36 protein-coding genes and 2 pseudogenes are annotated in these 25,878 nt (G+C 58.6%); 7 read left to right on the top strand and 31 right to left on the bottom strand.

What is annotated here, in order from left to right; translation table 11 throughout:
- Positions 1 to 218: 218 nt before the first annotated feature.
- The 9 genes from FYB92_RS15175 to FYB92_RS15215 all read right to left on the bottom strand — a co-directional run bounded on the left by FYB92_RS15175 (position 219) and on the right by FYB92_RS15215 (position 5,764).
- Positions 219 to 2,759 carry a DUF927 domain-containing protein gene (locus FYB92_RS15175; protein WP_332828916.1) on the bottom strand — a complete coding sequence of 847 codons (2,541 nt, stop codon included), beginning with the start codon at positions 2,757 to 2,759 and terminating at the stop codon, positions 219 to 221.
- Positions 2,756 to 3,103, bottom strand: a complete 348-nt coding sequence (locus FYB92_RS15180) for a hypothetical protein (RefSeq protein WP_332828917.1) — start codon at positions 3,101 to 3,103, stop codon at positions 2,756 to 2,758. The genes FYB92_RS15175 and FYB92_RS15180 overlap by 4 nt, the downstream gene beginning before the upstream one ends.
- Positions 3,104 to 3,222: 119 nt before the next feature.
- Complete coding sequence (locus FYB92_RS15185) at positions 3,223 to 3,381, bottom strand: hypothetical protein (protein WP_010515824.1); 159 nt, start codon at positions 3,379 to 3,381, stop codon at positions 3,223 to 3,225.
- An 82-nt stretch (positions 3,382 to 3,463) separates the two neighbouring features.
- On the bottom strand, positions 3,464 to 3,715 hold the full coding sequence (locus tag FYB92_RS15190) for a hypothetical protein (protein ID WP_332828918.1): 252 nt from the start codon (positions 3,713 to 3,715) through the stop codon (positions 3,464 to 3,466).
- A gap of 591 nt (positions 3,716 to 4,306) precedes the next feature.
- Positions 4,307 to 4,636, bottom strand: coding sequence for a hypothetical protein (locus tag FYB92_RS15195; protein ID WP_332828919.1), 330 nt, complete (start codon positions 4,634 to 4,636; stop codon positions 4,307 to 4,309).
- Positions 4,633 to 4,929: a hypothetical protein gene (locus FYB92_RS15200; RefSeq protein ID WP_332828920.1), complete on the bottom strand. Its 297-nt coding sequence runs from the start codon at positions 4,927 to 4,929 to the stop codon at positions 4,633 to 4,635. Before FYB92_RS15200 ends, FYB92_RS15195 begins: the two co-directional genes overlap by 4 nt.
- Positions 4,930 to 5,049: 120 nt before the next feature.
- Positions 5,050 to 5,274: a hypothetical protein gene (locus tag FYB92_RS15205; RefSeq protein ID WP_332828921.1), complete on the bottom strand. Its 225-nt coding sequence runs from the start codon at positions 5,272 to 5,274 to the stop codon at positions 5,050 to 5,052.
- Positions 5,271 to 5,531 (bottom strand): hypothetical protein, encoded by a 261-nt coding sequence (locus tag FYB92_RS15210; protein WP_332828922.1) that lies wholly within the window; start codon positions 5,529 to 5,531, stop codon positions 5,271 to 5,273. Before FYB92_RS15210 ends, FYB92_RS15205 begins: the two co-directional genes overlap by 4 nt.
- Positions 5,528 to 5,764, bottom strand: coding sequence for a hypothetical protein (locus FYB92_RS15215; protein ID WP_332828923.1), 237 nt, complete (start codon positions 5,762 to 5,764; stop codon positions 5,528 to 5,530). The genes FYB92_RS15210 and FYB92_RS15215 overlap by 4 nt, the downstream gene beginning before the upstream one ends.
- A gap of 958 nt (positions 5,765 to 6,722) precedes the next feature.
- On the opposite strand from FYB92_RS15215, the gene FYB92_RS15220 reads away from it, so the two are divergent.
- From FYB92_RS15220 to FYB92_RS15230, 3 genes are all read left to right on the top strand, one after another.
- A complete protein-coding gene (locus FYB92_RS15220) occupies positions 6,723 to 7,214 on the top strand; it encodes a hypothetical protein (RefSeq protein ID WP_332828924.1) in 492 nt (163 codons plus the stop codon).
- A gap of 656 nt (positions 7,215 to 7,870) precedes the next feature.
- Positions 7,871 to 8,359 carry an ImmA/IrrE family metallo-endopeptidase gene (locus FYB92_RS15225; protein ID WP_332828925.1) on the top strand — a complete coding sequence of 163 codons (489 nt, stop codon included), beginning with the start codon at positions 7,871 to 7,873 and terminating at the stop codon, positions 8,357 to 8,359.
- Between the two features lie 21 nt (positions 8,360 to 8,380).
- Positions 8,381 to 8,971 carry a hypothetical protein gene (locus tag FYB92_RS15230; RefSeq protein WP_332828926.1) on the top strand — a complete coding sequence of 197 codons (591 nt, stop codon included), beginning with the start codon at positions 8,381 to 8,383 and terminating at the stop codon, positions 8,969 to 8,971.
- An 8-nt stretch (positions 8,972 to 8,979) separates the two neighbouring features.
- Here FYB92_RS15230 and FYB92_RS15235 read toward each other — a convergent pair.
- A pseudogene (locus FYB92_RS15235) lies at positions 8,980 to 9,141 on the bottom strand (integrase); the annotation flags it as partial.
- Between the two features lie 454 nt (positions 9,142 to 9,595).
- Here FYB92_RS15235 and FYB92_RS15240 point away from each other — a divergent pair.
- The 3 genes from FYB92_RS15240 to FYB92_RS15250 all read left to right on the top strand — a co-directional run bounded on the left by FYB92_RS15240 (position 9,596) and on the right by FYB92_RS15250 (position 10,907).
- Positions 9,596 to 9,850, top strand: a complete 255-nt coding sequence (locus FYB92_RS15240) for a type II toxin-antitoxin system HicA family toxin (protein ID WP_019087476.1) — start codon at positions 9,596 to 9,598, stop codon at positions 9,848 to 9,850.
- Positions 9,847 to 10,188, top strand: coding sequence for a type II toxin-antitoxin system HicB family antitoxin (locus FYB92_RS15245; RefSeq protein ID WP_110557907.1), 342 nt, complete (start codon positions 9,847 to 9,849; stop codon positions 10,186 to 10,188). Before FYB92_RS15240 ends, FYB92_RS15245 begins: the two co-directional genes overlap by 4 nt.
- Before the next feature lie 440 nt (positions 10,189 to 10,628).
- Entirely contained in the window at positions 10,629 to 10,907 is a 279-nt protein-coding gene (locus FYB92_RS15250) for a transcriptional regulator (protein ID WP_332828927.1), read from the top strand.
- A gap of 305 nt (positions 10,908 to 11,212) precedes the next feature.
- Here the strand turns inward: FYB92_RS15250 and FYB92_RS15255 are convergent, their stop codons facing one another.
- The 19 genes and pseudogenes from FYB92_RS15255 to FYB92_RS15340 all read right to left on the bottom strand — a co-directional run bounded on the left by FYB92_RS15255 (position 11,213) and on the right by FYB92_RS15340 (position 24,733).
- Complete coding sequence (locus tag FYB92_RS15255) at positions 11,213 to 12,256, bottom strand: helix-turn-helix domain-containing protein (protein WP_332828928.1); 1,044 nt, start codon at positions 12,254 to 12,256, stop codon at positions 11,213 to 11,215.
- A gap of 455 nt (positions 12,257 to 12,711) precedes the next feature.
- A complete protein-coding gene (locus FYB92_RS15260) occupies positions 12,712 to 13,923 on the bottom strand; it encodes a phage integrase central domain-containing protein (RefSeq protein ID WP_332828929.1) in 1,212 nt (403 codons plus the stop codon).
- 139 nt (positions 13,924 to 14,062) lie between these two features.
- Complete coding sequence (locus FYB92_RS15265; RefSeq protein WP_332828930.1) at positions 14,063 to 14,215, bottom strand: hypothetical protein; 153 nt, start codon at positions 14,213 to 14,215, stop codon at positions 14,063 to 14,065.
- 71 nt (positions 14,216 to 14,286) lie between these two features.
- Positions 14,287 to 14,850 (bottom strand): thioredoxin, encoded by a 564-nt coding sequence (locus FYB92_RS15270; protein WP_332828931.1) that lies wholly within the window; start codon positions 14,848 to 14,850, stop codon positions 14,287 to 14,289.
- 45 nt (positions 14,851 to 14,895) lie between these two features.
- A complete protein-coding gene (locus tag FYB92_RS15275; RefSeq protein WP_003617408.1) occupies positions 14,896 to 15,393 on the bottom strand; it encodes a metallophosphoesterase family protein in 498 nt (165 codons plus the stop codon).
- A gap of 871 nt (positions 15,394 to 16,264) precedes the next feature.
- A complete protein-coding gene (locus FYB92_RS15280) occupies positions 16,265 to 17,266 on the bottom strand; it encodes a site-specific integrase (RefSeq protein WP_332828932.1) in 1,002 nt (333 codons plus the stop codon).
- Positions 17,267 to 17,289: 23 nt separating this feature from the next.
- A pseudogene (locus FYB92_RS15520) lies at positions 17,290 to 17,460 on the bottom strand (helix-turn-helix domain-containing protein); the annotation flags it as partial.
- Positions 17,432 to 17,701, bottom strand: coding sequence for a hypothetical protein (locus tag FYB92_RS15285; protein ID WP_332828933.1), 270 nt, complete (start codon positions 17,699 to 17,701; stop codon positions 17,432 to 17,434). The pseudogene FYB92_RS15520 and the gene FYB92_RS15285, both read right to left, overlap by 29 nt.
- Positions 17,698 to 18,156 carry a hypothetical protein gene (locus FYB92_RS15290; RefSeq protein WP_332828934.1) on the bottom strand — a complete coding sequence of 153 codons (459 nt, stop codon included), beginning with the start codon at positions 18,154 to 18,156 and terminating at the stop codon, positions 17,698 to 17,700. Before FYB92_RS15290 ends, FYB92_RS15285 begins: the two co-directional genes overlap by 4 nt.
- Positions 18,153 to 18,833, bottom strand: a complete 681-nt coding sequence (locus tag FYB92_RS15295) for a DUF2786 domain-containing protein (protein WP_332828935.1) — start codon at positions 18,831 to 18,833, stop codon at positions 18,153 to 18,155. Before FYB92_RS15295 ends, FYB92_RS15290 begins: the two co-directional genes overlap by 4 nt.
- Positions 18,830 to 19,726 carry a hypothetical protein gene (locus tag FYB92_RS15300; RefSeq protein WP_332828936.1) on the bottom strand — a complete coding sequence of 299 codons (897 nt, stop codon included), beginning with the start codon at positions 19,724 to 19,726 and terminating at the stop codon, positions 18,830 to 18,832. Before FYB92_RS15300 ends, FYB92_RS15295 begins: the two co-directional genes overlap by 4 nt.
- Positions 19,723 to 20,601: a DNA adenine methylase gene (locus FYB92_RS15305; RefSeq protein ID WP_332828937.1), complete on the bottom strand. Its 879-nt coding sequence runs from the start codon at positions 20,599 to 20,601 to the stop codon at positions 19,723 to 19,725. Before FYB92_RS15305 ends, FYB92_RS15300 begins: the two co-directional genes overlap by 4 nt.
- Positions 20,598 to 20,735: a hypothetical protein gene (locus FYB92_RS15310; protein WP_332828938.1), complete on the bottom strand. Its 138-nt coding sequence runs from the start codon at positions 20,733 to 20,735 to the stop codon at positions 20,598 to 20,600. The genes FYB92_RS15305 and FYB92_RS15310 overlap by 4 nt, the downstream gene beginning before the upstream one ends.
- Positions 20,732 to 21,685 carry a hypothetical protein gene (locus FYB92_RS15315; protein WP_332828939.1) on the bottom strand — a complete coding sequence of 318 codons (954 nt, stop codon included), beginning with the start codon at positions 21,683 to 21,685 and terminating at the stop codon, positions 20,732 to 20,734. Before FYB92_RS15315 ends, FYB92_RS15310 begins: the two co-directional genes overlap by 4 nt.
- On the bottom strand, positions 21,682 to 23,019 hold the full coding sequence (locus FYB92_RS15320) for a DUF6745 domain-containing protein (protein ID WP_332828940.1): 1,338 nt from the start codon (positions 23,017 to 23,019) through the stop codon (positions 21,682 to 21,684). The genes FYB92_RS15315 and FYB92_RS15320 overlap by 4 nt, the downstream gene beginning before the upstream one ends.
- 47 nt (positions 23,020 to 23,066) lie before the next feature.
- Positions 23,067 to 23,396 carry a hypothetical protein gene (locus FYB92_RS15325; RefSeq protein ID WP_332828941.1) on the bottom strand — a complete coding sequence of 110 codons (330 nt, stop codon included), beginning with the start codon at positions 23,394 to 23,396 and terminating at the stop codon, positions 23,067 to 23,069.
- A gap of 51 nt (positions 23,397 to 23,447) precedes the next feature.
- Positions 23,448 to 23,738, bottom strand: coding sequence for a hypothetical protein (locus FYB92_RS15330; RefSeq protein WP_332828942.1), 291 nt, complete (start codon positions 23,736 to 23,738; stop codon positions 23,448 to 23,450).
- On the bottom strand, positions 23,735 to 24,022 hold the full coding sequence (locus FYB92_RS15335; RefSeq protein WP_332828943.1) for a hypothetical protein: 288 nt from the start codon (positions 24,020 to 24,022) through the stop codon (positions 23,735 to 23,737). Before FYB92_RS15335 ends, FYB92_RS15330 begins: the two co-directional genes overlap by 4 nt.
- Before the next feature lie 93 nt (positions 24,023 to 24,115).
- Positions 24,116 to 24,733: a S24 family peptidase gene (locus tag FYB92_RS15340; protein WP_332828944.1), complete on the bottom strand. Its 618-nt coding sequence runs from the start codon at positions 24,731 to 24,733 to the stop codon at positions 24,116 to 24,118.
- A gap of 96 nt (positions 24,734 to 24,829) precedes the next feature.
- Here FYB92_RS15340 and FYB92_RS15345 point away from each other — a divergent pair, with 96 nt between their 5' ends.
- Positions 24,830 to 25,027, top strand: coding sequence for a hypothetical protein (locus FYB92_RS15345; RefSeq protein ID WP_332828945.1), 198 nt, complete (start codon positions 24,830 to 24,832; stop codon positions 25,025 to 25,027).
- A 30-nt stretch (positions 25,028 to 25,057) separates the two neighbouring features.
- Here the strand turns inward: FYB92_RS15345 and FYB92_RS15350 are convergent, their stop codons facing one another.
- Positions 25,058 to 25,300 (bottom strand): hypothetical protein, encoded by a 243-nt coding sequence (locus FYB92_RS15350; protein WP_332828946.1) that lies wholly within the window; start codon positions 25,298 to 25,300, stop codon positions 25,058 to 25,060.
- A gap of 23 nt (positions 25,301 to 25,323) precedes the next feature.
- The gene (locus FYB92_RS15355; RefSeq protein WP_332828947.1) at positions 25,324 to 25,818 is read right to left on the bottom strand and encodes a hypothetical protein; all 495 of its coding nucleotides are present in this window, start codon (positions 25,816 to 25,818) and stop codon (positions 25,324 to 25,326) included.
- Positions 25,819 to 25,878: the final 60 nt, after the last annotated feature.

The raw sequence follows: 25,878 nt of genomic DNA on the forward strand, positions 1-25,878 counted from the left end.
ATCTGCGCTGTTCTCAGCAGCGGGCAGTCCCTCAGACCACCTGCTATCAGGTGAAAACAGCGCCAACCCGGTTTGGGGTCTGTAAAATGCGGTGTGACCGGTGTGACCGGTGTGACCAGCGTTCTGATTAGCTGTTTTCCGCCGTTTTTCAGGATTACTTTCGGTCACACCAGCAAAAACACGCGGTGTGACCGGTGTGACCGGGACCGGATGGGCCATCATTTGTCCCCACCCATAATGTCGTCAGTGATTGTGTAGACGCGCACGGACTTGCCGTGTTCGGGGTCTTTGAGGAATGAGGATGCCTTGCCGCCCCTGCCCGAACTCAGATACCCGGCGGCGATCAGGCTTTGCGCGGCCCGCTTCGCATCCAGACCCTTGCACACGACCTCACGCCACACGGCGGGGAATATCAGGTATTCCCATTTCTCCGCACCGCCCTCTGTCGTCACCTTGCGGCGGTATCCGGCGCGGTTGATCGTGCGGGAGCGGCTGTCATCGCCGTCACCATCGGGACTACCCAGCAGGGTAAAGCGGCTTTCCCCGTGTTCCTCAATGAAAAGGCGGACCTGCTCGATTGCGGTCCTGTCCTCCGCCGCCTGGGTGCCCCCGCGTTCATCAAGCCATGAACGGAAGCACACCAGAGCGGCCCGTGTTGCTTCCCCATGCTGCCACGGCAGAACGCCATACGCGGTTGCCATTTCCCCCGCAGCAGCCACCAGTCCGAACCGTCGCACCACAGAGCGCACCTGCCCATCGACAGGGGCAGCATCAGGCAATGCCTGTTCCTCAAACCGTGCCACGATCTGCTTGATGGTATCGGTAAGGGCAGCCTCATCCTCATTGCGGTCCATCACAAGGGCCTGCAACCAGGCACGGCTTGCGGTGCCGTAGCTTGTCCGGGCCGCACGGCGGATATGATCGGCAAGGTCGCCCGGTGAGGTCATGTCATGCAGGTTTTCAAACAGGCCCATCCCGCCCCCTGCATCGGCCTGTACGTTCACAAGGCGGACCTCCTGCCCTGCCATCGGGCGCTGTCCGGCCTCCCCCATCTTGGTTGCCAGCGTGATTTCGCCGGTGGACAGGAACAGCACGCGCCAGCTCTTGCGGGCACGGGCTTCGCCATTGCGCCCGGCACGCTGCTTGCCGCTGTTGTTCGCCAGCATATAGGTGATTTCACCCACTTCGCGGCTGTTGGCCTGTCCCATCTCATCAAGGACAAGCAGGGTGTCGGAGGTCTCGGACGCGATGCCCTCCGTCCCGTTGGACGTGCCACGCCATGACCGCACCTGCCCGTCACGGTCGCCCTTGCCCCAGACCGAACCCGCCGCGAACAGGGACGTGGACTTGCCGGACTGGCTCTTGCCCACGATGTGGAACCCACCCGACTGTTCGCCCATCAGGTCAAGCAGCGGCCCGCAAAAGGCCACAGACAGGGAAAAGGCAAGGCGGCTGTTGCCCACGGCATACGCGGCAATATCGCGCTGCCAGTCCGCCAGTGTCCCGGCTGTGCCGTATTCCGCGCCCCGTGCCATGCGGGTTGTCTGGAACACCACATCACGCCGCCCTGCGCCAACCGTCACCCCATTGGGCAGGACAAAGGTGGCGTTGCCATTGTCATGATACCATCCCGACTTATCGACACAGCGCAGGCGGCGCACGGTATGGACGGAGGAAAAGAACTGGCGAAGGAATCGTGTCCCAGAAACAGCGCACCCGAAACCCGCGTCCTCAAGTTCACCGGCAATGTCCTTGCCGTCCCCATGCACCATGCGCCTCGGTAATGCCCATTGGTGAGGCCTTCCGTCCGGGTCCAGCCAGCTAATCAGGACGCCCCATCCGTTGCCATCCACGTCCCGCGTTTCGGCAATCACGTTGAAGGGGATGCATATCCAAAACTTCTTCGGGGGCAGGTCGCCACCCTGTTCCTCGGTGAAATACAGCCCCCCGCGCTCCATGCTGTAACCGTGCGGCATCCTGACGTTTGCGACGGCTGGCGTGGCCTGATCCAGATAGGGGCGCAGGAAGTCCACATCGGAGGTGTCATCTCCGCCTGTCAGGTCAAGCGGCACGTCATCGGCCAAATCCCAGCCGGGAGGCAGGTTGTCTGGGACCGCCACCGTACGCACCACCGCAGCCCCGGCATCCTCAAGGACGGCAATGACCGCATCGGCATACCCGCTGCCAGCGTCGTCATTATCTGGCCAGATGGTCACGCTACGTCCCGCCAGAGGCGACCAGTCATTATTGGCTGCCGCCTTGCTGCCACCCTGGGAGGTCATGACCACATAATCAGGGAACAGCCGGGCTGCCGCATCCGCCGTCTTTTCGCCTTCCACCAGCAGCACGGGCACGTCAGGGAAGGCCGCCAACTGATCCAGTCCATAAAGCGGCAGCGGCTTGCGTCCCTGCTTCCAGTGCCAGCCTGTGCCGTCACGGCGGTTGCCCTTACTGTCCGTCCACACACGGCGGCCATAGGACAGGGGCAGGATATCCTTGCCGCCGTCCTCGCGTTCCTTGCGGAACCGGGCACAGAGGGGGCGGCCCTCCGCATCCCGGTAAACCCACATGACCGATGCACCACGCGGCAATTCAGGTTCACAGGGGGCGGGGGTGATCGGCTCCCACTGTTCGCCAGATGAGCCGCCAAGGGTCCGGGCTTTCGCCTTTTCCTCATCTGTCAGGGGCGCAAGCGGAGCCGCACCAGACAGGCACGCCATTGCGGGAAGGTTGCTGGCTTCGGAGGTCATGCCGGTCATGTCTGCACCCCCACGCCAAGCATAAGGGATAACTGCCTTGCCGCCTCGATCTGGGACAGCCCGAACAGATAGGCCGCAAGGGAGACGGGATCACCGCCCCGGTCGCCCGTAGCGAAATCAGACCATCGCCCCGTGTTCATGTTCACTTTGAACGAACCGGGGTTACGGTCCCCCCGGCGCGGGTTGCGTGATACCCATTCGTGCCCCTCACGCCTGCCGTCTGGCAGCCAGCGCAGGAGGAGTGCCGTCAGCACGCCAAGGGCCGCGCTATTGACTGCCTGGAAGTCTATCTTACCCCCCGGATTCGGGTGTACGGAGTCCGGGTGTGCATGTGTCTGTGCCATGTCAGGCGTGCCACCTTAATGCAGGTGCCGCCCGTCATTTTACTTGGGAAATCCAGCCCCGGTGATGTATGATGATTGCGACCTCTGGATATCATACATCACCGGCGCGGCTCCCTCAGTTAATGACGGGGGCCGTTGCTTTTTGGGATGAATGTTGCGCTGGGAAGGGACGCGAGCCATGCCAGTCCTGCCCGGAAATCAATCACCGTCCGGCGTCCCAGCTTCTTTGCGATCAGCTTGCCGTCATTCAACTTGCGATATGTTTCCGTGCGGGACATGCCCGTCCGCGCCACCCACTCAACCACCGATACATAATGCGGAGGTGCCTTCTCATTGCTGCCAGCGATCACGCGCACCCCCTCAAGCCATCGCGTGGGAGGTCGTGCAGCCAGTGCGGCCAACAGGCAGACGGGCGGCAATGACGGGCAGGTCAGACCGGCGCACGAAGCGGAAGCGGCCCCGCTTGATTGTGGGGATCATCCCGCTTGCCGCGTAGGAGTAAGCCGTCGTCATCGCATGGAAGCTGCTGCCCGCGCCCCGAGTCGCACGCTGGCTGTTCAGTTCCGCAATTGCATCCGCAAAAGGGATCAGGTCGTCGTTTTCTTCGGTCATAAAGCACCGTAAACCAAGGGTTTCAGGGTGCTATCAGGACGTCGGAAAGCACAAGGGCCTGTGCAAAGATGCACAGATTTTCCCTTGTCAACCAAATCAGACTCCTGTTAGGAAAACCGACAGGAACCCATGGAGATGGAGCCCGTGTTTTTCTAACAGAATTGGCGGTTTTCCGCCGTCCTGATAGCAATGACACTACCAATGAGAAGCCGCTTTCGGTGTTGGCGCACCGGGCGGCTTTTCTTTTGGCGATTCGCTCCCGAAGAAGCGAGTCACGCGCCACCCGTTCTCTATACACCCCAAAACATGCCTGTTCCAACACCTAATGCCGCACGTCCTTCCTACGTCGCACAGAACGGCTTTGGAAATGTACGGCTACAGGTAGACAAAAAGATATTTGATCCACCTGTACGGCCTTCTATGGGCCTCTTATGGGCATGTTGTTGATCGCATAGGAAACTGCCTTTGCATCCATCAGAACGAAATGAGGACAAACCGCTTGGGGAATCCGGTTTTTGTTCACAAGTGCCAATTCCCTGCCGGGCAAACATCAAAGAGGGTTAACCCCACGGTTAAGCCGGACATCGTCTCTCATGAAATGCAGTCCTCAATGGCATGGGCATATCGACCAATCCCATCGGCCAGCCATGCCAGTTCCGTGCCGGTCTGTTTGTCCCCATCCGCCATGCGGGCCAGTATCCCGGCCATGACGCTGATTTCCGTGGTGGCAGCCTGTATGGCCGCCAGCCGGTCGGGTGTGGCGAAGCAGGGCGGCACGGTATGCGCGCGCCATGCCCGGTGGCAGGACGCAGAACTGCTGCCCATCGCCTCGCCTACCTTGCGCCATGACAGGCCCTCTTTGCGGAGGTGTTCAATCCGGCGGAGGTCGCGAGCAGACCAGGTGCGTGCGGGGCGGCTCATGCGTGCCCCCTGTGATGCTGGCGGGCCATATAGAGGTCATACAGACGCGCTTTGGCCGCAACGGTGAAATAATCCACACGCCGGTCCACCAACGGGATACCCTCATGCTCAAACCGGGCACAGGGGGCGTCTTTCAACCTGTGCCGCATAGCCTCGGCTTCCGCCTGCACCAGCCTTTTCGCTTCCTGTAAGGACAGACCGTCCACACCCCACACGGATTCTGCCCATTGCTTCCCGCTCTGGATCGGGTCAGGCACCCCGAACAGCGTGGCGTATGCTTCATCCGGCGTCATGACTTCACCTCCTGCCACATGCGACTTGAGAGCCGGACCATCGTGCCACTGATACGGACGGCGATGCCGGTAAGGGGGATCAGAACGAACAGAGCGGTATTGATAAAGAGGCGCTTCATCTCAAATCGCCTCATCAATGGCAGCGCATTGCCGCTCGATTTCTTCACCGGCCCATGTGACAGCCAGCCCGAAGGATTGGGCCTGCGCCGGGGTCAGGTCCGACCGGCTGGCAGTGGCCACCCCTTCACCTGCCCAGCGCATGAGAATGGCGAGACGTGCAAGCGACCGGCTGGCGTCCTGGGCGGCCCTGACCTGCTTGATGTCGATCTGTAGGAGGTCGCTCATTCCGCACCGCCTTTCATTGCCAGAATGTCACGGGCAAGGCTGCCCTCTATGGTGTCGGGCTTCGGATTGCACAGCATTACAAGCCGGGCCTTGTCCTGTAGATCGGCAAGGGTCCGGGCGCGTGTGCGGATGGCTTTGCGGTAGGCCACGCCAAAGCGCCGCATCTGTGTTTCCGCGTCGGAGGTGGCGGGTTCTTTCCAGCACCGGCGATCAGCGGCAAGGGCGGCCATGGTGGCCTTACGGATGGGGCTGGTCATCGGGCCGCCTCCATCATCTGCACTTTCGCGCCGCCGTGACGCAGAACCTCCGGCTGGGCGAACCCAGCCAGGGCGAGCATGAGCAGCGCAGGGAAGATCAATCCGGCTGCCAGATGCTCAAATGTGCTTACGAGGTTTTTCCCAGCTTTGGGAAAAAGGAAGCCGAGTACGCTTGTACCCAGCCGGAAGCATGCCCATGTGTGTCTGGGCGTGCTATAGGCACGGTTAGCCATTGCCGAAACTCCGGTTCGGTTGTGGTTAGGCCGGACGGGAAGGCTCCTACCCCTTTCCGTTCGGCCACTCCGCTATTGCGAAGTGATACTCAGAATGTCATTCTGTCCGCTACATTGCAAGCGGAAATGATATTGTGGATACCATTACAGCATCTCAGATAAGAGCGGCTCGAGGTCTTCTCGACTGGACACGCGATCACCTGGTCGAAAAAAGCGGCGTCCCCAAGAGTACTTTAGTTCGAGTGGAAAGCGATGCTGTCACACCACGCCAATCCACGCTTACTGCCATTCGCACCGCCATGGAGGCGGCTGGGGTCGAGTTCATCGCTGAGAATGGTGGTGGGGCTGGGGTGAGGCTGAGGGGGCGTGCAAAATGACTCCTGAGGAATGGGACTGTCGTCATGCTCGTTGGGTGAAGGCGAGCCGTCAGTTGGCTCCGAAGGAAGATCCGTGGCTGGTTGTCGCCATACAGGATCTCGCATGGGTGGAACGAAATCTAATCACGCTGGAAAGTGAGGTATCGCGAGCCTTGCGAGCGGGTGAAAATATGAAAGGACAGCAGCCAAATACAATCTTTTGCGAATGCCAGGCCCATTCCAAGTTGTGGATTATGGGACTGTATGAGGCATGTAGGGTAATGATTAGGGATCGAAAGATTCCCGCATCCCCCTCACTGGAGCCACTTTTCGAGAAACTCGAAGCGATTAGAATGCCCTTGGCAAAGCACGAGCCTCGAAAGACTCCTGGGGAAATCTATTTCCCGACTCCATGCACTCCCTTATTTGGCTATGAGCTGGGATGGATGGTTAAGGACTACAAACACAAGCTTGTTCCAAGCGACGCTCCGAAAGGCGCGCACGTCAACTTCTACGCAAGTCGCCGTCAGCTTGCGGATGAATTTCTTCACTCAGTCGATGGGGAATAGTGAGACTGGGGTGCGGTTGAGGAAGGATTAGGAATGCCTATTAATCATGAAGATGGCCTGTTTGGGATCGACTACTGGTTGGACCCAGAAAGCGAAGAAGAGGCGGACCAGGAGGAATTTGGGGACACGGCACAGGAAATACGAGAGCGAGCCCTTACAGTCCTAAAAGCCGGAAATTATCAGTATGCATCCCTCTCTCGGTGGGAAGATGGAGAATATGTCGAATTTGAAGTCCTGACGTTAGATGATGTTGAGGCTGATATAATGACGACCAAAAATCATGCTTGGCCTAACCCGAAACGCCCCGGAGAGCCTTCACAGCCAACACAAACCGGACCTCATGCTCTGATCGACAAGCATGGTAAACCGGTCTGGGCATGGTGGATGTATCACCCGGCTGGAAGCAGTACCTGGATGCTTGCGGGATATAACGGACTACAGACTGACCCCTCCGGCCTGATGCACCAAGGATTTGGCTACCTTGGTCCTGCCGAAATGCCGCAGGCGAAGCCGGTTCCTACATAACAGTCCGACGACTATGTGCGTTTCGGTAGACACCTGCAGGAGATGCGCTTTTCTCGTTTTGGCAGGTCTGTGCTGGGGTAGGGTGAAGGAAAGACTAACAGGATGCAAAAGCTCAGGAACTGATGCCTCACAATCGTGCTTGGTCTCACGCTGGCGGGCTGCACACAGCATCCCCCACATAGGCAGCACGATACGCCGGAGTGCATGAACTACCGGGCCATGATGACTGCACCCATGCCGCCGGATGCGATGAGAAGGCTGGAGGCACGATGCGAGGCATCTCGGCGGCGATAGACAACCCATGCACTATGCCAATGCAGAAGGCACCAGAGGTCGATCAGCCTTACCCAGTTGCAGAAGATCGCTGCCCGATCCCCTTGCCCGCCATTCCACGGATCCGGCCCTTTCCGGCCTTGCTGGACGGCGATCACGCAACTAGTGAATGAACCCACCACGCTATCCCCAGTACTAACGCAATCCACAACATTAAATCCCGTTAATGATATTTATCAACAGGCTGCATTGATGTTTTCACCAAAAAACATACTTTACACACAGGAAAAAATATGCGGAGGAGCCTCCAGCATAAACATTTGCCAAAATCACCGTGTAAACCTACGGGGAGAATCGACTTAATTAGCAAAAGGGAGGGAAGTATGACGGCTCATATCATGACACCGGCTGAGGTGCTCTCCACCTATTGGAGACATGGCACTCTGCCAGTTGACCCTGTCAGTATCGCACAGGCCGCTGGCATTGAAGTGATTCCCTTCTCTCCTGGCAAATGTGAAGGCGCAAGCGGGGAATACATCCCTACTGGTCCTTCAGGTCGACCAGTCATCCATTATAATCCAACTGAAAATATTAATAGGATCCGTTTCACTGTCGCTCATGAACTTGGTCACCATTTTTTGCGTCATGGGCGCAGAATGAGAGACACGCGTGAAGTCATAGGCAATCAAAATGATTTTTATGAGGTATCTGCTAACCGATTTGCAGCCGATCTTTTAATGCCAAAGGACTATGTCAGCATCCTCATAAATCAGCGGAAGGTTACTTCTGTTGAAAAATTAAGCCATATCTTAGGTGTATCTACATCTGCAATGGATTATCGACTGAAAAACTTAGGCTATTACTCTCTCTAAATCTTAGCGGAAATTGGTAAATTGTCTAGCAACAGTGAAAATGCATCATCTTCTTCAAAAAATTTAGGAAAAGATGATGCATCTAACACTGATGAACAAGACGATATTCCAGGATATTCTACAGACAGTGGCGACACTCATGATGACAGCGCTCGCCCAGTAGCACCCACAGATGATGCTGGCCGCCCTATCTCTGATTTAGAACGCGCCGAACTCCTCAAAGAAAATGAAGATATTCGCGGCACTCGGCGGGTATTTTTTCTTATGTTCGGAATAATTGCATTTGGATCGTTTCTTGCTATACCTTTTGAAGTTTATAGCTACATAAATAATGGTCTAGAAAAAATATCGCAACGCAATACAACTGCTTCTCTCTATGCAATTATTTCAGTAAACGTAATATTTGCTGTTGTCGGAGCGGTTCCTTTAACCATTTTCATTACCCTTGCGCAGCTTTTTAAGAAAAAATCAAATGATAAAAACGATGAAAAAACCTCATCTATCAATGTAAAAAAGCCGGAAAATATATCTGATTCAATAAAATCATTAATATCAACTCTGTCATTTATTGTAAAAAATGTAAAAGATGCTTGGAAAGACGGGATGAAATGAATAGAATTTCATAATTTATAGAAATTTATTAACTCTCCCCATCCTTCTATCATCGCTCTCCGCTTATCAAATAGGTCTCCTCTCCGATAAGCTGCTTCAACCTTATCCCCGACAGCGTGAGCCAGCGCCATCTCAGCCACCTCTCGGGGATAGTCGGTTCCCTCTGCCGCCCTCAGAGGCACGCAGAAAGCCCAAAAACGCCCAATGCAATACAGAGACGGGCATTCCGTTACACACGCCTGAGCGCGTCCCTGACAGGCTGTGGCGGGCATCTGTGTCGGCACTACTCCCTTCCAGGGGGCTTGGAGCATTGCGGCACACCAGCAGATCACCCGCATCAACGTCGAGCATGGAATGCAAGTCAGGCCGGTGCCCCGTATGGGGCAACATATCTTGCCTATCCGATTTTGTTCCATCTCGTTCCTATTCGGCCCGGCTTGGCCCGAAAGAACGAAAAAGAATGAAAAGGAACAAGTTGATGCCAAACCGGGCCGTTTGAGGCCGAATAAGAAAGAAAACGGATCGGCAAGATGTGTGACCCTACCTATGGTCACGGCCTTACTCGCGCTTCGCACTCAATGGTTTTTTGTTGGAAGTGATACCATAATATGGTATCATCCATTGATGAAAGCCAAGCATCGCCGCACCCTCGAACTGATCTTCAAGCGCCCTGTCTCCGGCAATGTGCCGTGGAGCGATATTGAAGCCCTGTTCGTCTCGCTTGGTGCCGAGGTGTCGGAGCGGGAGGGATCGCGCATTGGCGTGGTCCTGTTCGGGGAAATCAGGGTCTTTCATCGGCCCCACCCCAAGCCGGACACGGACAAGGGCGCGGTGGCATCGGTGCGGAAATGGCTGGAGCAGAACGGAGTAACGCCATGAACAACATGATGGAGATTGGCGGCCACCGGGCCGTCATCCAGTTTGACCCGGAAATCGGCATGTTCCGGGGCGAGTTCCTTGGCCTGCACGGTGGGGCGGACTTCTACGCGGACAGCGTGCAGGGATTGCGCAAGGAAGGTGAGACCTCTCTACGCGTGTTTATGGAGATGTGCGAGGAAAAGGGGATCGACCCTACGAAACGCTACTCCGGCAAGTTTCAGGTCCGCCTGTCGCCAGATGAGCACGCCCGTGCGGCTGAGATCGCTGCCGCCCGTGGCGTTAGCCTCAACCGGCTTGTCCAGGACGCATTGGAACAGGTTGCGGGGGAGCCGTTTTGATTTAATCGCGCTAAAACCGGCAGAAAACAGCCATCGTTTAAAAAACAATCAAACGACCTGCCGATTTGATTTCCTTTGAAAAAACAATCAAACGCTGCCTGTCGTTTTAATCCGCCGGAACTGGCGAACCAATCCTCTCGCGCGCGTGCGCGTATTGTGCAACTCGCAGCAAAGCCAGTCAGTGGGTCATGGTCTATTTTCGTCTACTTTAGACGCGCCCATCCGCGCCCTGATACCTTCTGCCAGGCAGCAAATGCCCCCAGTCGGGGTATTTCCCGAGTGGCGGATTCCAGCGTCTCAATGCTAACATTTGCTAACAGGCACTTTGCACAGGAATGGCGGAATACAGCCAAAAATAACATACTCCCTCGCGTGCGCGCGCGTACTGTGCCATTAATCCCGGCATTGCCGGGGTAGATGAACCTGCAATATGATGCGGCATGACAGGCACCAAACCCATATCCGAATGGACGCCGCCGGAGGTGGTGGACGTGTTCAGCATCAGGCAAGGGGCACGAAACCCACAAAACCGGTACTACCCAATGTCACAGGCCGCCTTTGCCCGGCGGTATGGCTTTACCGCTTCTGCTATGGCCGACTGGGAGCAGGGACGCCGGAAGCCTGATCCAGCAGCCCGGACCTTGCTGGCGATGATCCAGAAGGATCAGCAGGCCGTGGACCGACTATTGGGCCACAAGGACGCTGCCCCCCCTAAGTAGATGGGGTAGCCTCGCGCGCGCATCGCGCGTAGACCCTGTGTACATTGTGTCGTGCTGTCCCTCGTGCGCATTGCGCGTAGGGTGTGTGTCATCCGTGTCTCGCGCGCGTGCATCGCGCGTTGGACCTGTGCGGTTTGTGCGGTTTGTGCCGACGAAATTCGTCGTCAGTCGCATCGCGCGTAGGGTCTGTCCCATTTGTAACGGCCACACCTGTGTAACTCGCGTACGGTTTGGGCCGCAGAGATAAACCAAAGGGTCCGCACAGTAAGCGGTCCCTACCCCTGTTCAATCTGAACATACCTCCGTCATGCTGCCATACGCCGCTTGATGTTCAGCACGGTTGAGGGTGACACGCCCACACGGGCGGCAATCTCGCGCAATGGCATATGCCTGCCTTCCGGGGTGGCAAGTATCCGCTCCACCTCCGCCCGTCGCTGTCCTGCCGTGTTCAATTTGAACGGAGGGGGTGTGTCCAGATTTGGACCGGCACAAACATGGGGATTTCCCACCTTATCGCTCTCATTGCCGGGAATATCGGCATTGGGTGATAAACTGGGAGACTCCCGTGTTTCCGATGCCCCGAAGCCTGCCGCCTGTAACCGCTCAAGGTCATCAAGCACAGCTTGGGGACTATCGCGGCTTCCCTGTCCGTCCAACTGGAAGCGCAGGCGCACAATCACGTCGGACAGGTCACGGGCCGGGATGAGCTTCTCCACCATGTCGCACAGGTGCCACCGCCGTTTGTCAGCGCCATTGCTCAGGTAATCATATTGGTTATTCCCGTCCGCCACGTTGCGGTCATCAGACAGCTTTTCCCACGCCTCATATTCAGCCAGTGCCGCCGGGATGGTATCGGGCCACGGGATCACGCGGCCCATTGCCTCAACCATCCGTTCGGAGGGGCTGAAATGCGAACCGTCAAACGTATCCGCCTGATTATCGGGGTGGGTTTCGCGGAATGGCTCGATAGCCGCATCCATGGCCTTTTCTTCCGGCGTGGATGCGAACACGGCTTCCTCTGACCCATAGCGGGCGATCACCTCCGCAATGCGGTCTGCATTGTCGCGCATCCAGCGCCGCCGCTTGGCATCACACTCCCGCTGGTAGGCCCGCATATGGGCCGGGTTGCCCATGTCATAGAACCGCAAACCACCCGGTCCCGGCTGGGGAGCGCCGTCACCGAACCCGCCATCCGCCAGCAGGCCCGGAATGTCATCCAGTACATAGCCATACGGTTCGATCATTGCGGCGGCGCGGGTCCGGGCGGCATCTGCCTCGCCTTCTTTCCCGCCCTCCGCCAGTGCCCAGACCTTCGCCAGACGCTCAAGGTTGATACTGGATTGCGCCATTGCCTGCCCTCGCCCTGTTCAAATTGAACATTACAGGAGGGGCGGAGGGTGTACAAGTTGAACACGTCGCCGGGGGGACATGTTAAAGGCGTTGGGTTTTGATAACACATCGACGGGACGTGTTAGGGGTGTAGCGCGGTTTTCGGGGTCACCCGCAAAACAGAGGCACGGCGCTCAGGCCCCTTCCATCGCACTGGAAGAATGCGGCATGGTGGCTGCCAGTGGCCCGACGTGTATCTCTCCTTCATGGGCACGAGCCTGTGCCATCACGCTGTTATCCGCCCCCGATCCATTGCCGGTCACACCGGTCACACACCCATTACAGGCAGGTGTGACCAAATCCATCCCTGAAAAATGACCGTATTCCGCCATTCTTTTGCTTGGTCACACCAGTCACACCGGTCACACCCGAAAACACAGACCCCGAATGGAGATCGAGGGTGCAACCTGTTGCGTCATAGGCGGTTCCGGTGTGATCCGCCGCAGTAGGCAGCCCATTCATCCATCAGGGCGCGGCGCTTCTCAAACAGGTCGCCCCGCCGGTAAGCCGCCTCCACCTTGTTTCCGACCGCGTGTGCAAGGGCCATCTCCACAACCTCATTCGGGTAGTCTGTCGCTTCCGCCGCCCAATCGCGGAACGTGGAGCGCAGGCCATGCACGGTTGCATCCTTCGTGCCCGCCGCCAGATGCAAAGCCTTGGACAGCGCCACGTCAGTCAGGGGGCGTGATGGCCTGTAGCCGGGAAAGGCAAAGCCGATCCCATTTGTTGGCTGGCGCAGGCTATCGAGAATATCCGTTGCGGGTATGGACAGGGGAACACGGTGCAACCGCCCCGCCTTCATCCTCTCCGCCGGTATCGTCCACACACGGGTGGTCATATCAATTTCAGACCATAGGCAGGACCGGACCTCACCAGACCGCGCCGCTGTCAGGCAGGCAAAGCGGACAGCCTTGGCCGCCAGTCCGTCAGACATGCTCAGGGCCGCCATGACCGATGCAATGTCCTTCCACGGGATGGCTTTGTGATGCTGGACCTTCGCCACCTTGGAGGGAGCCGGAAGCAATGCGGACAGGTGCCCTTTCCATCGGGCCGGGTTCTCGCCCTCCCGCCAGCCACGCACACGGGCATAATCAAGGATACGCTCCACGCGCCCCCTGAGCCGTCCGGCTGTCTCTGTCCTGTCTGTCCAGATCGGACGGAGGGCGGACAGCACGGCATCGGTATCAATGTCCTTGACCGGCCTGTCCCCAAAGACCGGGAACACATGGTTGGCAAGCGATCCACTCCATGTGGCGGCGGCCTTGTGGTCCTTCCACGCCGGAGCCTGTTCGGTGATGTATGCCTGCGCTACCTCCGCAAAGGTGCCGCCCTGTTCCATCTTCCGGGCGGCTTTTTCCTTTGCCCGCTCCACCAGGGGGTCAGTGCCCTCCTTAATCATGCGGCGGAGGTCCACAGCCCTGTCACGCGCACCGGCCAACGAAAGGCCGGGATAGCTGCCAAGGCCCATCTGCCTGCGCTTGCCGGTGGCGGGCGACGTATAGCGCATCTCCCACAGGCGCGATCCACCAGACGCCACCAGCCACAGCCCGCCACCGTCGCATATGCTGCCATCCCTGTGACGTGACACCTGCAGGGCCGTCAGTTGATTGGGTCCGAGTCTGCTCAATCCAGTTTACCCCTCTTATTACCCCTCTTAGAATCGGGGATTGCGTGGGCCACTCTGGGACGCTCTGGGACACTCACGCCAGCAAAACCTTAGAAAACCTTATGTTTTTGGTACGTCCTGAAACACTCCGGGACGCGGGTTAAGCGGACACTCTCTCCGCCACGGTCATGTTTTTCACAAAAAACCTGTTGATGATCCTGCCCCTGTCAGTCTGCTCGGGCAGCATCGGCATGATGACAGGCGCAGAAGCCTGCGATCTGTCTTTTGGATGCTGTGCAGGAAAAAGCTTCATCAGAAACTTCTTCCTGTCTTTTTCAGCAGGGTTCAAAGATCACAGCCCGCATTTGCGGATATGATCCGGGATCAGGAAAAAATCCGTTCGATCCATGCATCCACGCTGTCCCCACTGCTGATGGCGGGATCAATCAAGCCATCGACCATAAAGGTGGGGGAGACATGGATGCCATTCTGGCGTGCGTATTTGCAGTGCCATTTGATGGCTGACTGCAGGTCCGGCAGGGCAAAGGCCTCCTCCAGTGCTACGCCACTATATTGTTCCATGCGACGGAGGATGTCGTTGGGCGTCGCGTCCATATTGGGGCCGGCGCAATGATTGGTGAACTCGAATTCCTCGCGGTGCGCACCGACGGCATCCATGACCCGACGCGCGGTCTCCTTGCCGCCCTTCAGCGTGGAGGCGGCAAGAATGGCACGCACGATCACACCTGAAAACATATGCCATGGCTGCGACTGAAACAGGATACGGACCGTAATCCGCTCCTCCCCCACCTGCCGGAGCAACGCATCCAGCTTGCCCAAGGCCCGGACCGAAAACGGGCAGGTTGGTTCCACGAAAATCTCGAACAGGCGGGGACCATGCCCCCAGACCAGTGGATCGATATGAGGGGATGCGGAAATGCCAGGCATGTTATGGCTCCTTGATATTTTCCAAACGGTTCGGACGCGCGGGCATCAGGTTGCCTGCGCCATGCGATGCGTGATCTGATCGAAACCAACGGGGGCAAAGGACCAGGCATCCACCCCGACATCGCACGACTGCGCCGTAGGGGGCAGGGCATTATGCATATGCCCATACAGGTGGATCGACCCGTAATGGGACGCATTCCACACCCGCATGGGATAATGGAACAGGACGACCCGCCTGCCGGCAACAGACATTTCATGATAGTCATGGATGGAGGCCCAGCCCTGCCATTTACGGGCGTGACGGTCATGATTGCCGACAATCAGGTGTTTGCGCCCGTTCAGGTGGCGCGCATAATGCCCGGCATCCCTGCCGGCGCAGAAATCACCAAGGCACCAGACCTCATCCATCGGGCCAACCCGGTCATTCCACTGCTGCACCATGGCGGTATCCATCGCCTGCACGTCCGCAAAGGGGCGGGAACAGTATGTGAGAATGCCCGCATGACCAAAGTGCTGATCGGACGTGAACCAGATTTTTGTCATTCCCCAACCATAGCAGATCATCAGAATATTTTTGATGATGCCTGTTCCCAGAAGCGACGAACGACATCATTGATCCCGTGCCCCCCTTCGCTACGAATTTTGAAAGATTCGTCCCTTGGGAACCTTGATCTCCCAACAACGGGCAGCCCGCCGCGACAGCGATGATGCTGACGACACGTTAGAGAGTGTTTGAAAACAAGTCCTTGACAAAAAACAAGAAAAGTTTTTGGGTGCCGCCTTTTTTTTAAAAAGGCGGCGTCTTCTGAAGCTTTTTAGAAAAAGCTTCACCAAAAACCTTTATAATTTCAGGGTGTTATCGAGCCTGACTTTTCAAACAGTCTCTTGGGCGCGAAATCCGCACGAGCGATCTTGTTTTTTGAAAATATGGTGCCGGGTGAGGGATTTGAACCCCCGGCCTTCGGTTTACAAAACCGGAATCATAAAGCAGGAAATATCACATAGAACCTTGTTATTTATACATTTTATCAGGTTGATTATACGTAGATTTATAAGACTATGACGGGTTTTTTGCCGGGCTGTTATGATGATCTCCTTGTTTTCTGCGTATCTGCATCCCACTTCGAAAGGGCCGATGCGCAAACGGCTGTTCGGATTTGCGGTGCCTTTCAGAACGAGAAGTTAGTCCAACATGTGCAGTGATCGCGTCAACACTTTCAACACTGAAGCCTACAAGCAAGGAGTGAGCCTGCGAGAGTTTACGCGCTTAGACCATAACGACATGCCCATCCCAGGAAGTGCCGTATGGGAAATCCACAAGAATGGAGTCAAAGCCGTGGATAAGACTTTTGCCACTCGCGGGTTGGCGGAATCGCATGCTCGGGAACATTTTTAAACATACGTCTTTGGGCTTTTACCTTATCGACCGGCTTAGCCACCCGGCATATATCTCCGTTGTTTTGACGGAGCTGTGGCCCAACTGACGAGCCACATCATAGATAGGCGTCTTCTTCTGCAATGCACGGATGGCATAGGTATGCCGCAGGTCATGACAGCGGAAGACATCCTCCTCCTTTCCAAGGGCCTTGCGTACCAGCACCCGGAATCGGCCAGGCACATTGGTGTAGCGATTCCCTGCTGGCGACCTGAAGACATAGGGCGAATCAGGATCACGTGGCATCCGGCGCAGTTCATCCGCCAGTCTTGGCATCAGTTCTATCACGCGGGGTGACCGGGTCTTGGTCCGGGAAAAGGTGCAGGTCGCCGGGATCGAATTCAGATCCAGTTGCGACCATTCCAGCGATGCTCCCTCCTCTTGGCGGCACCCAGTCCGCGCCAGAAATCGGATCAAGTCACGAAATCCCGGTGGTGCGCGACGGGTCAGCTTCGCCAGCGCCCGAATCGGCACTGGCCGAATCGGTTCGCGACGTTCCGGGATCTCTTCCATTTCTTCAGGTACAGGATTGGCTGTTATCCATCCTGCCCGCTTGGCCACCCGCATTACCCGGCTCATGATCGTCAGGTCGCGGCGCACTGTAGCGCCGCTGACACCCTTGCGCCTGCGGGCTGCTGTATAGTCATGGACATCCACGGACGTGATGCTGGCAACATCGCGGCCAGCGAAATAGGGGTGGATCTGCCCCAGACTGGTCAGATAACGCTTTTGGGTGCCCGGCCGCAGATCCCCCATTTGCAGATCGGACCAGCGGACGACTGCTTCTTCCCAGGTATGCTTCTCCGGTTCGGCTATGCCCGCGCGGCGCTTCTCCGCCTGCTCGATGACTTTCTTGAGGAGTTTGCGAGCTGACCGGAGATCAGTTGTGCGTAACGACCTGCGCACGTCTCGACCGTTGACCTGGATGCGGGCATAATACGTGCCGTTGTCGTGTCGCCAGAGGTTTTTATCGTTGGGCACTGTTCAATCTGTCTTTGTTTTTCGAGGTAGGAATCAACGTCGGCTTCGGTGGTGGTCCAGCGAGACCCAACTTTGCAGGCTCTTAGATTTCCCATCTGGCACAGCTTCTGTGTCAGGCGCAGGGAAACGCCCAGCAACTCAGCGGCCCGGGGCAACTGGATACGCTTACCCACTGGTTTCTTCCCCCGTATCATTTGTTCCAGTCAGCAGTCCCCGATCAATCCACGCAGCCGATCCGCGCGCCAGCGCGACCCTGCGACCATCACGCACCACAGTGTTGCCACGGAATGCGATCCGGCATGGACCGCCATCCTCTTTCACGAGTCCGATGAACTGTCCGTTTCCGATGCCTTGGATTTCGACGTCGTAGACCTCCCGTCCGAACTGCAGGTCGTGGAACAGGTCTTGTTCCCCTGCGTTGCGATGCCCGGTCATCCCGCTGTTCCTTCATTGAGGGCTGCGCGCGCATCTACACAAGCGCCTGCCAGCAACCTACATTCCCTTCCCGAGAGTGATCGGCCACAGGCAGCATTGCTCGCTTTCGGCAGCAGCTTGGTTAGCGCACGACGTAGCCGCGCGATCTCCGCATCACGGACAGCAACCTGTGCCTCCATGTCAGTCCGGCGGACGAGAGGCGTATCAAAATGTCCCTCTGTCTGGGGGGCTACGCGAGATACTGGATCGATCATTTTATAAGAATGATCTGCGCTCAAGTATTTCCCGTATGCGTACCCTACCGTCTCCACATCCGCGCACGGCTGGACGGGCGTGCCGACAATGGCAAATGCTTGCTCAAGAGGGGTCACGCAGTCGAGCGCGTGATAAAATGCCTCGCGCTGTTCATAAGTCAGTTCTCCCGGCACGACAAAATGAGTGACGTCCATCGTCATCCCCTCCCCAGCGCCAGGGGCTGCTGACCGGCGCGCATCGGGGTGTGCAACTGGGCGGATTGCCCGGCTATGGCGCCAGACATGAAGGCACCGCCGGATCCGCGCACGTCGCGCGCCTTGCGTGTTTTTACCGTGTCCATTGTCCCGCATTCCCGCGCGGCCCATGTCTCGATCAGCTGCAGTTCCGTAGCCGGGATGGACAGGGCCTGCGCCTTGGATCGCACCACGTAGATCCACCCTTCGGCAAAACTGTCGGCACGGGCGATCTTGGTGGTCCGCTTGATCCGTTTGTTCTGGTTCCGCAGGAAGTCAGACCGCGCCTCGCGCAGCTGACGTCCCAGGACTGCGTGCGTGTAGGCCGCAGGCTCTGCACGCTCGATCCTGCCGTAGAACCTGAACGCCCCTTTCCCCACCACAAACATTGCACGTACGCCGAACGTCCGGCAGATCATGCCAGCGAGAAGCCCCTGCCATTGCGCAGGCCTCAATTTCGCGGTGCCTGGCAGATGGCTGCGGAACGCGCCGATGCCGGACAGTTCCAGATCATCCTCGCTGATGACATGTTCACGCATCAGCTGCTGCGCACGCTCCAGGGCGACGGCCGCCTCGTGCGGGTTGCCCGATTTGGACAGCGCCAGCAGTTTCCTGATGCGCGCCATGACGATTTTCTGGCTCATGCCGCGCACTCCCCGGCATCTACCAGGCCAGCCTCGATGATCTTGCGGCAGGCGAACTGGACGGCTCCGATCTGTCGGCGCTGCGAATAGGTGTAGTCGTAGGTTTCCTCCACGCTACCCTCGCACAGGCAGGTCAGATCGGCCCTGCCGGGGTCAGTAAGACGGCGCTCCAGTTCATCCTTGATTCCCCAACGGCCCATATGTGTGGTGACCATGGATGGCGGATCATATTTCGGTAGCCCGCTCCAGTCGCGACCGTATGTATCCCGCCACAGACTTAGCCAGCGATCCCAGCACGGCTCGTAACTGTAGAACCGGCTGATATCGGGCTTGTCGAACCACATGGACATGACCGCGTCCTCGGGAACCTGCAGGGTAAACCTGCGCGGATCTGTCTCATCCAGACCGGTGCGGCAATCGTCCCGCGTGCCTGCCGCGACCGCGCGGCGGTAGTCCTGGCAGGCGTGGCGATAACCGTCGCGCAGTTTCGTGCGAATGACCTCGTACCGTTTGCGACCGTCCTTTTCGACCAGGACATCGCGCCGTCTCTCGGTACCGTTCAACTCCTCAATGACGGGCGCGTTCGCCCAGGCGATGATGTCCTCCAGCGTACGCACCTCGTCGTAGGACCGGCGCTCCCCTGTTTTTTCCATCAGATATTCGAACTCGGCGTCGACCGCCCACGTGATCGCGCCTGCGAACGTCGCGCATGCGGGGAAACAGGTCAGGGTGATATCGCCGAAATCACCGGACAGGATCAGTTTCCCGCGTATCCATGTCAGGTTGAACCAGTAGGCCGATCCGCCGCTCGGTTTCCGGAAATGGAACGTCCGGGCCTCAGCTTCCGTCATCAGGTGATCGGCGATTTCGGGTGGTGTCTGCAGGCGTGTCATGCGGCTGCTCCTGTATTGATCCCGAACGGGAGTTCCTGTTGCGCCAGGGCGCGTTGGGTGGCTGGGTTCAGCCACAGCATTTCGGTGCGGGGCTGCGCCCCGTCGGCGTAGGTCTGGAGGGAAACCGGACGCCAGTCGCGCAGGGCGCGGCTGTAGCTGGCGTGCGGATATCCGGACAGGATGACCATGCCCTGCAGGTCCCGCAGTCCCTGCAGCAGCCTGCGGTGATCCTGTGCCGAGAGTTCGTGCACGTAGCCGTGGCCGGAATGGATGCGCCGCGTGGCGGGCAGGTATGGCGGGTCCACGTAATGCAGCGTCCACGGCTGATCGTGGGTCTGCATGACCTGCAGCGCATCCCTGTGTTCGATCACCACGCCGCGCACCCGGTTGACGATCGCCTCCAGCGCGGGCGGATAGTTCGCCCAGTCGCGGGCCGGGGTGCTGCCCCCGCCGTCCCGATTGGATGACGACCGGAACCCGGTGCAGCGATCAATGCGTGATGAGTCCGACCCAAACCCCATGAAACTGCGCACGATCAACCGACGCGCCTGCTCCACCGGCGTATCAGCCAGGGCGCAACATTCGTTGCGTTCCGTGCGGGCGAACGGCGTCAGTTCCAGGGCATGCAGCAGCTGCGCCGCGCAATCAGGATCGCGCAGCACGCGAAACAGATTGACCACGTCATCGTCCAGGTCGTTGTAGACCTCGGCACCGACACGGGGTTTGCGCAGCAGTACGGATGCCGCCCCGCCAAATGCCTCGACATAGCAGCGGTGCTGCGGGAAATGCTCGATAACCCACGGTGCGATGCGCCATTTCCCGCCATGCCACCGCAGCAGCGGTCGCGTGACAAGCGTGCGTGTTCGCCGCGTCATGGCAGGCACCCGATGAACATCAGCACCAGCGCGCCCCAGATCACGGAAAACAGCAGAGCATAGGCCGCGATTTCCTCGGACGTCGGCAGGCGATCGCGCAGGCGTTCGACCTGCCGGTCTGACAGCGGGGTCATGGCGTGCCCCCCTGCGTCTGAGAGGCGGGTGGGGCGAATTCCGGTTCCTCCAATGCGTGGAGAACCCATTCGGGGATCTGCGGGTTGTCTACCGGGTTTCTGGCTGTGGCGATAACGATCAGCAGATCGTCCCGCCCTTGCGGGATATAGGTGATTTGCTCTGCCGTTGTGCGGATATCCCACACCAGTTTTTCATGCTCGGAATCAGCAGCGACCATGGCCGCTGCCACAACGGACTGGGTGACACCGGTAACGGCGCAGGGCTGTAGTGGCGGATCCGCTGCGCTGAACCGCCTCCTGAAACCGCTCCAGTCAAATGGAGCCTCCCTGCGATCACCGCCACACCAGTTATCGGTTTCCAGAGGCGCGGCATACAGCGCGCCGCCGTTATCTGGCTCGGCCTGTTCCGGCTGCCCCTGCGGCATGACGAGCATTGAGACGCCAGCGCACATAACCTCTCCCGGGATCGCGTAGTCTGGCGCATCCCCAACTGGTATTTCCTCCCCCTCAAACCAGAGTTCAAACGGTTCAGGTGGGTTGCAGGCATCCATCGCTGCCGCGCTCATCACGACGCGGCACCCGCCGGCCGTCACTCTCCCGGCACGGTCGTGCGCGATCAGCATTACCCGACCGTTTGTTGCGCACAGCGAAACGCCGCCATCCGGATGCGGCAGCACGGTAATCCCACGATATTTTATGTTCCATGGGGGAAAATCCAACAACACACCACGCAGGAACGGCACATAGCGGGCAGAAAAACAGGTGGCGCTGTCATGCGGATCAGACGGCGGCGGCCAGCCCGCCAACAGATGACGGGCCGCGCGCAGATCCAGATCAACCTTATAGTCGGCGTCGGTGTTATCACCGCGTGCGTGGCTGGCGTCATGATCCCGAACAGCCGCCGCCAGTGCGCGACGGGCGTCCATGTAACGATCGCGTCGGGTAATCATGTCCGCACCGCCAGCGCTGCGTATTCCTCCCCGCGCAGACCATAAGTCGATGCTACGGCGTTGAGCGCGGTCAGATCCTGTGGCGCTCCCAGTTCCCCGTCTGGATCATCTGGATCCGGAAGCGGTTCCAGTCCCGATGCCAGCGGCAGGATGTATTTACGGAATGAGCCATCAGGCTCGGGCGACCCGTTCACGACCCGCAGAAACATGATCGGTTCGCCCCGCGCCTGGGTATACCTGCACAGGGTACCATATCGCTCATCATGGTCGACGATTTCCGCGTTGCAGTCCTCGGCGTAGCGATCCCATCCATAGCACTCGATCATCACGCGCTGGATTTCGCTGTTACGCTGCGCATGAATCGCATCAATCGTGATTGCGTCAGGCCGTTCAACAATCTCCGACGGAACGCGCACGCCATGGATGGCGTAGATCGAAAATCCGTCGGGATAGGCAAGCGCAGGACCGTCCTCGCAATGCAGCCGCCCGCTTTCGTCGCGATTCAATAGGCTGGTGCGCTCCGAGATGAAGCAAATGCCCTCGCACGGGAGCGCCCATCCGGCCGAACGTGCTAGTTCCCACATTCCCGACAGGGGCGCGGTTTCGTCGCGCAGGCGAATTTCGTGGAAATACCAGAAAAAGCTCAGCCACGAGACGTCGTGCTGACCATAAATGCTGTCCCGGACGCTGTCCCAGACGCTGGCCCCGACGCTGGCCCGGACGCTGGCCCGGACGCTGGCCCCGACGCTGTCCCAGACGCTGTCCCAGACGCTGGCCCCGACGCTGGCCCCGACGCTGGCCCCGACGCTGGCCCCGACGCTGTCCCAGACGCTGTCCCAGACGCTGGCCCCGACGCTGGCCCCGACGCTGGCCCCGACGCTGGCCCCGACGCTGTCCCAGACGCTGGCCCCGACGCTGGCCCGGACGCTGTCCCAGACGCTGGCCCCGACGCTGGCCCCGACGCTGGCCCCGACGCTGGCCCCGACGCTGTCCCAGACGCTGGCCCCGACGCTGGCCCGGACGCTGGCCCCGACGCTGGCCCCGACGCTGGCCCGGACGCTGTCCCGGACGCTGGCCCCGACGCTGGCCCCGACGCTGGCCCCGACGCTGGCCCCGACGCTGTTCCGGCTTCGCTCCATCGCTTCACGAAACTCGTCGCTTTTCAGCGCATGTCGCGTGAGCACCATGCTGAGTGGCGATCCGCACCACACGATGCGCGGCTCCTTTAGGTTCGCCTGTCGATACATCTGCCTGATCGCAGCCTCAGCACGCGGGCGGTCGGCGGCCTCTGCAGAGAGGCCGATCCGGGTCCATTCCTCGACGCAGCGGGGCATCAGAGCCTTTTCCGCGTCCGTCAGGGTTTCGATCTTCCTGCGCGCCATCAGTCGGCTACCCGCTGGACGATGCCGCTGTGCATGGTGCGCTGCTGGATAAACCGGAACTTGCCCGGCGGGAGGGTGATCGTGCTGTGCTCCTGGTGCTCCAGCGCAACTGGCGTGGTCGCGACACCAAACAGACCGTTGCTAGTTCCGTCCTCACGGAACAGGGTCATGCCCGAATGGGCGTCGAATGAATGGTGATGGCCCGTCGCCTCTCCATAGGCGACGATCAGGCGGTTATTCTCCGGCGCGACATCGACCAGTGCGTCGGGCAGATGCTCGACCTGCTGGATCAGGATATCGCCCTGGGCGGCAAGAAACATTTTGGTCATGAGGTATGGGCTCCATACCCGGCCATGTGCCGGGGGAAATTGGTAGGAAAATCAGGTGCGATTGCGGGCAGTCGCCGCGCGGTTGGCCCAGTTCTGGGCCTCGATCTCCGGCCCGTCGGCGCGGAAGGCGGTCATGACCAGATTCTCCAGGTCCCGCATGCGCGCATCGGCCTGGCGGGCGTGGAAGCGTGCAACGCCGCGCTGCCCCGCCACGCGCCGATCCTTGACCGTCAGGAAATATGTGCGGAACTGCGCATGCAGGTTGATGACCGCGGCCTGCCCGGCCTGCGGCAGGCGTTCCACTAGTTCGCCGGCGGCCACGGGCGTGAAATTGTAGGTCATGCCGCACCTCGCCCGGTCAGGAGCAGACGGCTGGCGGCGTGGTGATGGGCGAGGCGGGCGAGCTGCGCCTCCTCCTCGACGATCATGCTTTCGAGGTGGGCCATGGCCGCGCGGATGGCGCGGCGTTCGGACATCAGCAGGACAATGCCGTCGCATGCCTGTTGCGGCAGGACGCTGCGCAATGCGTGGGCTGCGGCCTGTCGACGGTTAATGGTAGCCTGCAGGGCATCAGGGCGCACCGGCGGCGCGCCGGGGCCTCTGGGATTGAGAATAGCGATTGACACGAAAAAACCTCCATCGCGGGTGGCGATGGAGGTAGTTTGCATAAGCGCAAACGATACGACAAGAGGAAATTTGCGTTTATGCAAACATCCCGATCAGGGCATCTTTCTGTTTCGTCGGTCCACAAAGGTTATTGGGGACGCCCACTCTATATCTGCCTCCAAAATCGGCGGTGCATTGTAGCTCGAAAGAACATATTTGCCCGATTCGCGGCCCTTTTGGATCTGCTTGACGTAAACTTCACCGGTTCGCAGATAGACAATACACTCCATAAATAAGCAGTCATTTGGCGGCATACGCTTGTCGGCATCGAAGAACACGATGTCTCCAGCCCAGTAAGCTGGGAACATGCTGTCGCCCTTAACAATAAGGGCCGATGTGCCGTCTTCCGCCCAGATCGGAGCTTCGGTGATGTCCAGCGCACAATCATCACCGGGGGGAATTACTTTTTCGCCAGCCCCGACATATCCATAAATCGGTACTGACTTCGACGTCAGTTTCCCGTTCTCTGAAAGAGGGATCGGGATACTAGCAAATTCGGCAATCTTGAGCATGGTTTTGGCGCTCGAAGTCGTCGTCGCGGTCCCCTTAATTACGCGTGTAAGGGTGGACGGAGATAACTTAACGGCTCGCGCCAAATTGCTCGCATCAAGGCCGGTTTTCTCCATTGCCTTCTTAATGAAATCAACAGCTTTTTTGTGTGTGTCATCCATGAATTGCATTTTCGCACACCGCGCAAAATAAGTCCGTTTGCAGTTACGCACTTGACGCGTTTGCATTCGCGCAATTACGGTTGCCCTATGCACCCCTTGCTCACACCCCACGAGATTGAAGAGATCGCCAAGGAAAATGGCCTGACCATGCCGCAGGTGTGCCGGTTAGCGGGGGTGGCGTTTTCGACATTCACGCGCTGGCGGCAGAAAAAATCAGAGCCCCGGATTGGGGTTTATACCCGGATTGTTAATGCCGCTTACGGAAGCCCAAATGAAGAAGGATTGGCGGCATGAGCTTACCGGTTCATACCGCCCACCCTCCTTCTATGCCGCGCTCATCCGCAGAATGGCTGATAGCCAAGGGATTGGGTCGTTCATGCTGCTCTTTTCCGGCAGCGCCGATACCTGAAACCTCAACGTGGTCATCATCTCATCCGGGTAGGCCGGAAGGCTTGTCGTGTTCGCGTCCTGAATCACAACCACGGCTTTCACCAGAAAGTAGGGCTTCTTGCTCTCCTTATCGTAAAGCTGCGTATATTTCAGAGAGTGAACTGTACGGATTGCCATCTTTTACCTCTGTTTTTGGTTGGTTAACGGGCGCGGTGCGACCAAAGCCATGCGCCCAGATTGGGAATGTCCTCTCCCGTCTCGGCATCGGCTGCACCCTGAATACGGCTGTATTTGAACTGGCGCGGTGCCCTGCGCAGCTCGCAATACGCATGGATGTCGGTGATGATCACCACGTTATCCTTGTTGACGTAAAAATCGAGCTTCTGCGGCACGATCGTGCGCTGCGTGGCCTCCCCTGCCCCATCCTCGTAGTCGATGATGATCCGCGTCCTGTGGATCTCGACCGTGGTGATTTCCTGCTTGGTGCGAGGCTGGCGCGGATTGGGCGGCGCGACCTCGATCGTATTCCAGTCGTGGACGATCTTCTGCGCACCCGTTCTGGCAAACAGGACGTGGATCATGGCTACTGGGAACAGAAGCCAGCCGTAGATCAGCCACAGGAAAAACGAACGTCCCTTCACGGCAGCGATAATGCCGGGCAGAGACAGCATCAAAAGGATGAGAATCAGGCCCATCGGCCACGCCGTCCTTCATCCGCATGCCGCCCTTTAGCGGCCTCCCATATCGCCAATGTC

The sequence above is a fragment of the Novacetimonas sp. GS1 genome (genome assembly GCF_036686925.1).
In the GTDB taxonomy this organism is placed as follows: domain Bacteria; phylum Pseudomonadota; class Alphaproteobacteria; order Acetobacterales; family Acetobacteraceae; genus Novacetimonas; species Novacetimonas hansenii.

Coding starts and splice junctions, on each gene's coding strand:
- FYB92_RS15210 (WP_332828922.1), bottom strand. CDS start 5,531: ATGACCAGCCCCATCCGTAAGGCCACCATGGCCGCCCTTGCCGCTGAT.
- FYB92_RS15315 (WP_332828939.1), bottom strand. CDS start 21,685: ATGATTACCCGACGCGATCGTTACATGGACGCCCGTCGCGCACTGGCG.
- FYB92_RS15180 (WP_332828917.1), bottom strand. CDS start 3,103: ATGGCACAGACACATGCACACCCGGACTCCGTACACCCGAATCCGGGG.
- FYB92_RS15285 (WP_332828933.1), bottom strand. CDS start 17,701: ATGACCGGGCATCGCAACGCAGGGGAACAAGACCTGTTCCACGACCTG.
- FYB92_RS15205 (WP_332828921.1), bottom strand. CDS start 5,274: ATGAGCGACCTCCTACAGATCGACATCAAGCAGGTCAGGGCCGCCCAG.
- FYB92_RS15245 (WP_110557907.1), top strand. CDS start 9,847: ATGAACAACATGATGGAGATTGGCGGCCACCGGGCCGTCATCCAGTTT.
- FYB92_RS15325 (WP_332828941.1), bottom strand. CDS start 23,396: ATGACCAAAATGTTTCTTGCCGCCCAGGGCGATATCCTGATCCAGCAG.
- FYB92_RS15185 (WP_010515824.1), bottom strand. CDS start 3,381: ATGTCCCGCACGGAAACATATCGCAAGTTGAATGACGGCAAGCTGATC.
- FYB92_RS15355 (WP_332828947.1), bottom strand. CDS start 25,818: ATGGGCCTGATTCTCATCCTTTTGATGCTGTCTCTGCCCGGCATTATC.
- FYB92_RS15300 (WP_332828936.1), bottom strand. CDS start 19,726: ATGACACGCCTGCAGACACCACCCGAAATCGCCGATCACCTGATGACG.
- FYB92_RS15220 (WP_332828924.1), top strand. CDS start 6,723: ATGCCTATTAATCATGAAGATGGCCTGTTTGGGATCGACTACTGGTTG.
- FYB92_RS15175 (WP_332828916.1), bottom strand. CDS start 2,759: ATGACCGGCATGACCTCCGAAGCCAGCAACCTTCCCGCAATGGCGTGC.
- FYB92_RS15250 (WP_332828927.1), top strand. CDS start 10,629: ATGACAGGCACCAAACCCATATCCGAATGGACGCCGCCGGAGGTGGTG.
- FYB92_RS15330 (WP_332828942.1), bottom strand. CDS start 23,738: ATGACCTACAATTTCACGCCCGTGGCCGCCGGCGAACTAGTGGAACGC.
- FYB92_RS15240 (WP_019087476.1), top strand. CDS start 9,596: ATGAAAGCCAAGCATCGCCGCACCCTCGAACTGATCTTCAAGCGCCCT.
- FYB92_RS15215 (WP_332828923.1), bottom strand. CDS start 5,764: ATGGCTAACCGTGCCTATAGCACGCCCAGACACACATGGGCATGCTTC.
- FYB92_RS15340 (WP_332828944.1), bottom strand. CDS start 24,733: ATGGATGACACACACAAAAAAGCTGTTGATTTCATTAAGAAGGCAATG.
- FYB92_RS15350 (WP_332828946.1), bottom strand. CDS start 25,300: ATGGCAATCCGTACAGTTCACTCTCTGAAATATACGCAGCTTTACGAT.
- FYB92_RS15305 (WP_332828937.1), bottom strand. CDS start 20,601: ATGACGCGGCGAACACGCACGCTTGTCACGCGACCGCTGCTGCGGTGG.
- FYB92_RS15225 (WP_332828925.1), top strand. CDS start 7,871: ATGACGGCTCATATCATGACACCGGCTGAGGTGCTCTCCACCTATTGG.
- FYB92_RS15200 (WP_332828920.1), bottom strand. CDS start 4,929: ATGACGCCGGATGAAGCATACGCCACGCTGTTCGGGGTGCCTGACCCG.
- FYB92_RS15295 (WP_332828935.1), bottom strand. CDS start 18,833: ATGAGCCAGAAAATCGTCATGGCGCGCATCAGGAAACTGCTGGCGCTG.
- FYB92_RS15255 (WP_332828928.1), bottom strand. CDS start 12,256: ATGGCGCAATCCAGTATCAACCTTGAGCGTCTGGCGAAGGTCTGGGCA.
- FYB92_RS15275 (WP_003617408.1), bottom strand. CDS start 15,393: ATGACAAAAATCTGGTTCACGTCCGATCAGCACTTTGGTCATGCGGGC.
- FYB92_RS15265 (WP_332828930.1), bottom strand. CDS start 14,215: ATGAAGCTTTTTCCTGCACAGCATCCAAAAGACAGATCGCAGGCTTCT.
- FYB92_RS15190 (WP_332828918.1), bottom strand. CDS start 3,715: ATGACCGAAGAAAACGACGACCTGATCCCTTTTGCGGATGCAATTGCG.
- FYB92_RS15195 (WP_332828919.1), bottom strand. CDS start 4,636: ATGAGCCGCCCCGCACGCACCTGGTCTGCTCGCGACCTCCGCCGGATT.
- FYB92_RS15320 (WP_332828940.1), bottom strand. CDS start 23,019: ATGCCCCGCTGCGTCGAGGAATGGACCCGGATCGGCCTCTCTGCAGAG.
- FYB92_RS15290 (WP_332828934.1), bottom strand. CDS start 18,156: ATGACGATGGACGTCACTCATTTTGTCGTGCCGGGAGAACTGACTTAT.
- FYB92_RS15270 (WP_332828931.1), bottom strand. CDS start 14,850: ATGCCTGGCATTTCCGCATCCCCTCATATCGATCCACTGGTCTGGGGG.
- FYB92_RS15310 (WP_332828938.1), bottom strand. CDS start 20,735: ATGACCCCGCTGTCAGACCGGCAGGTCGAACGCCTGCGCGATCGCCTG.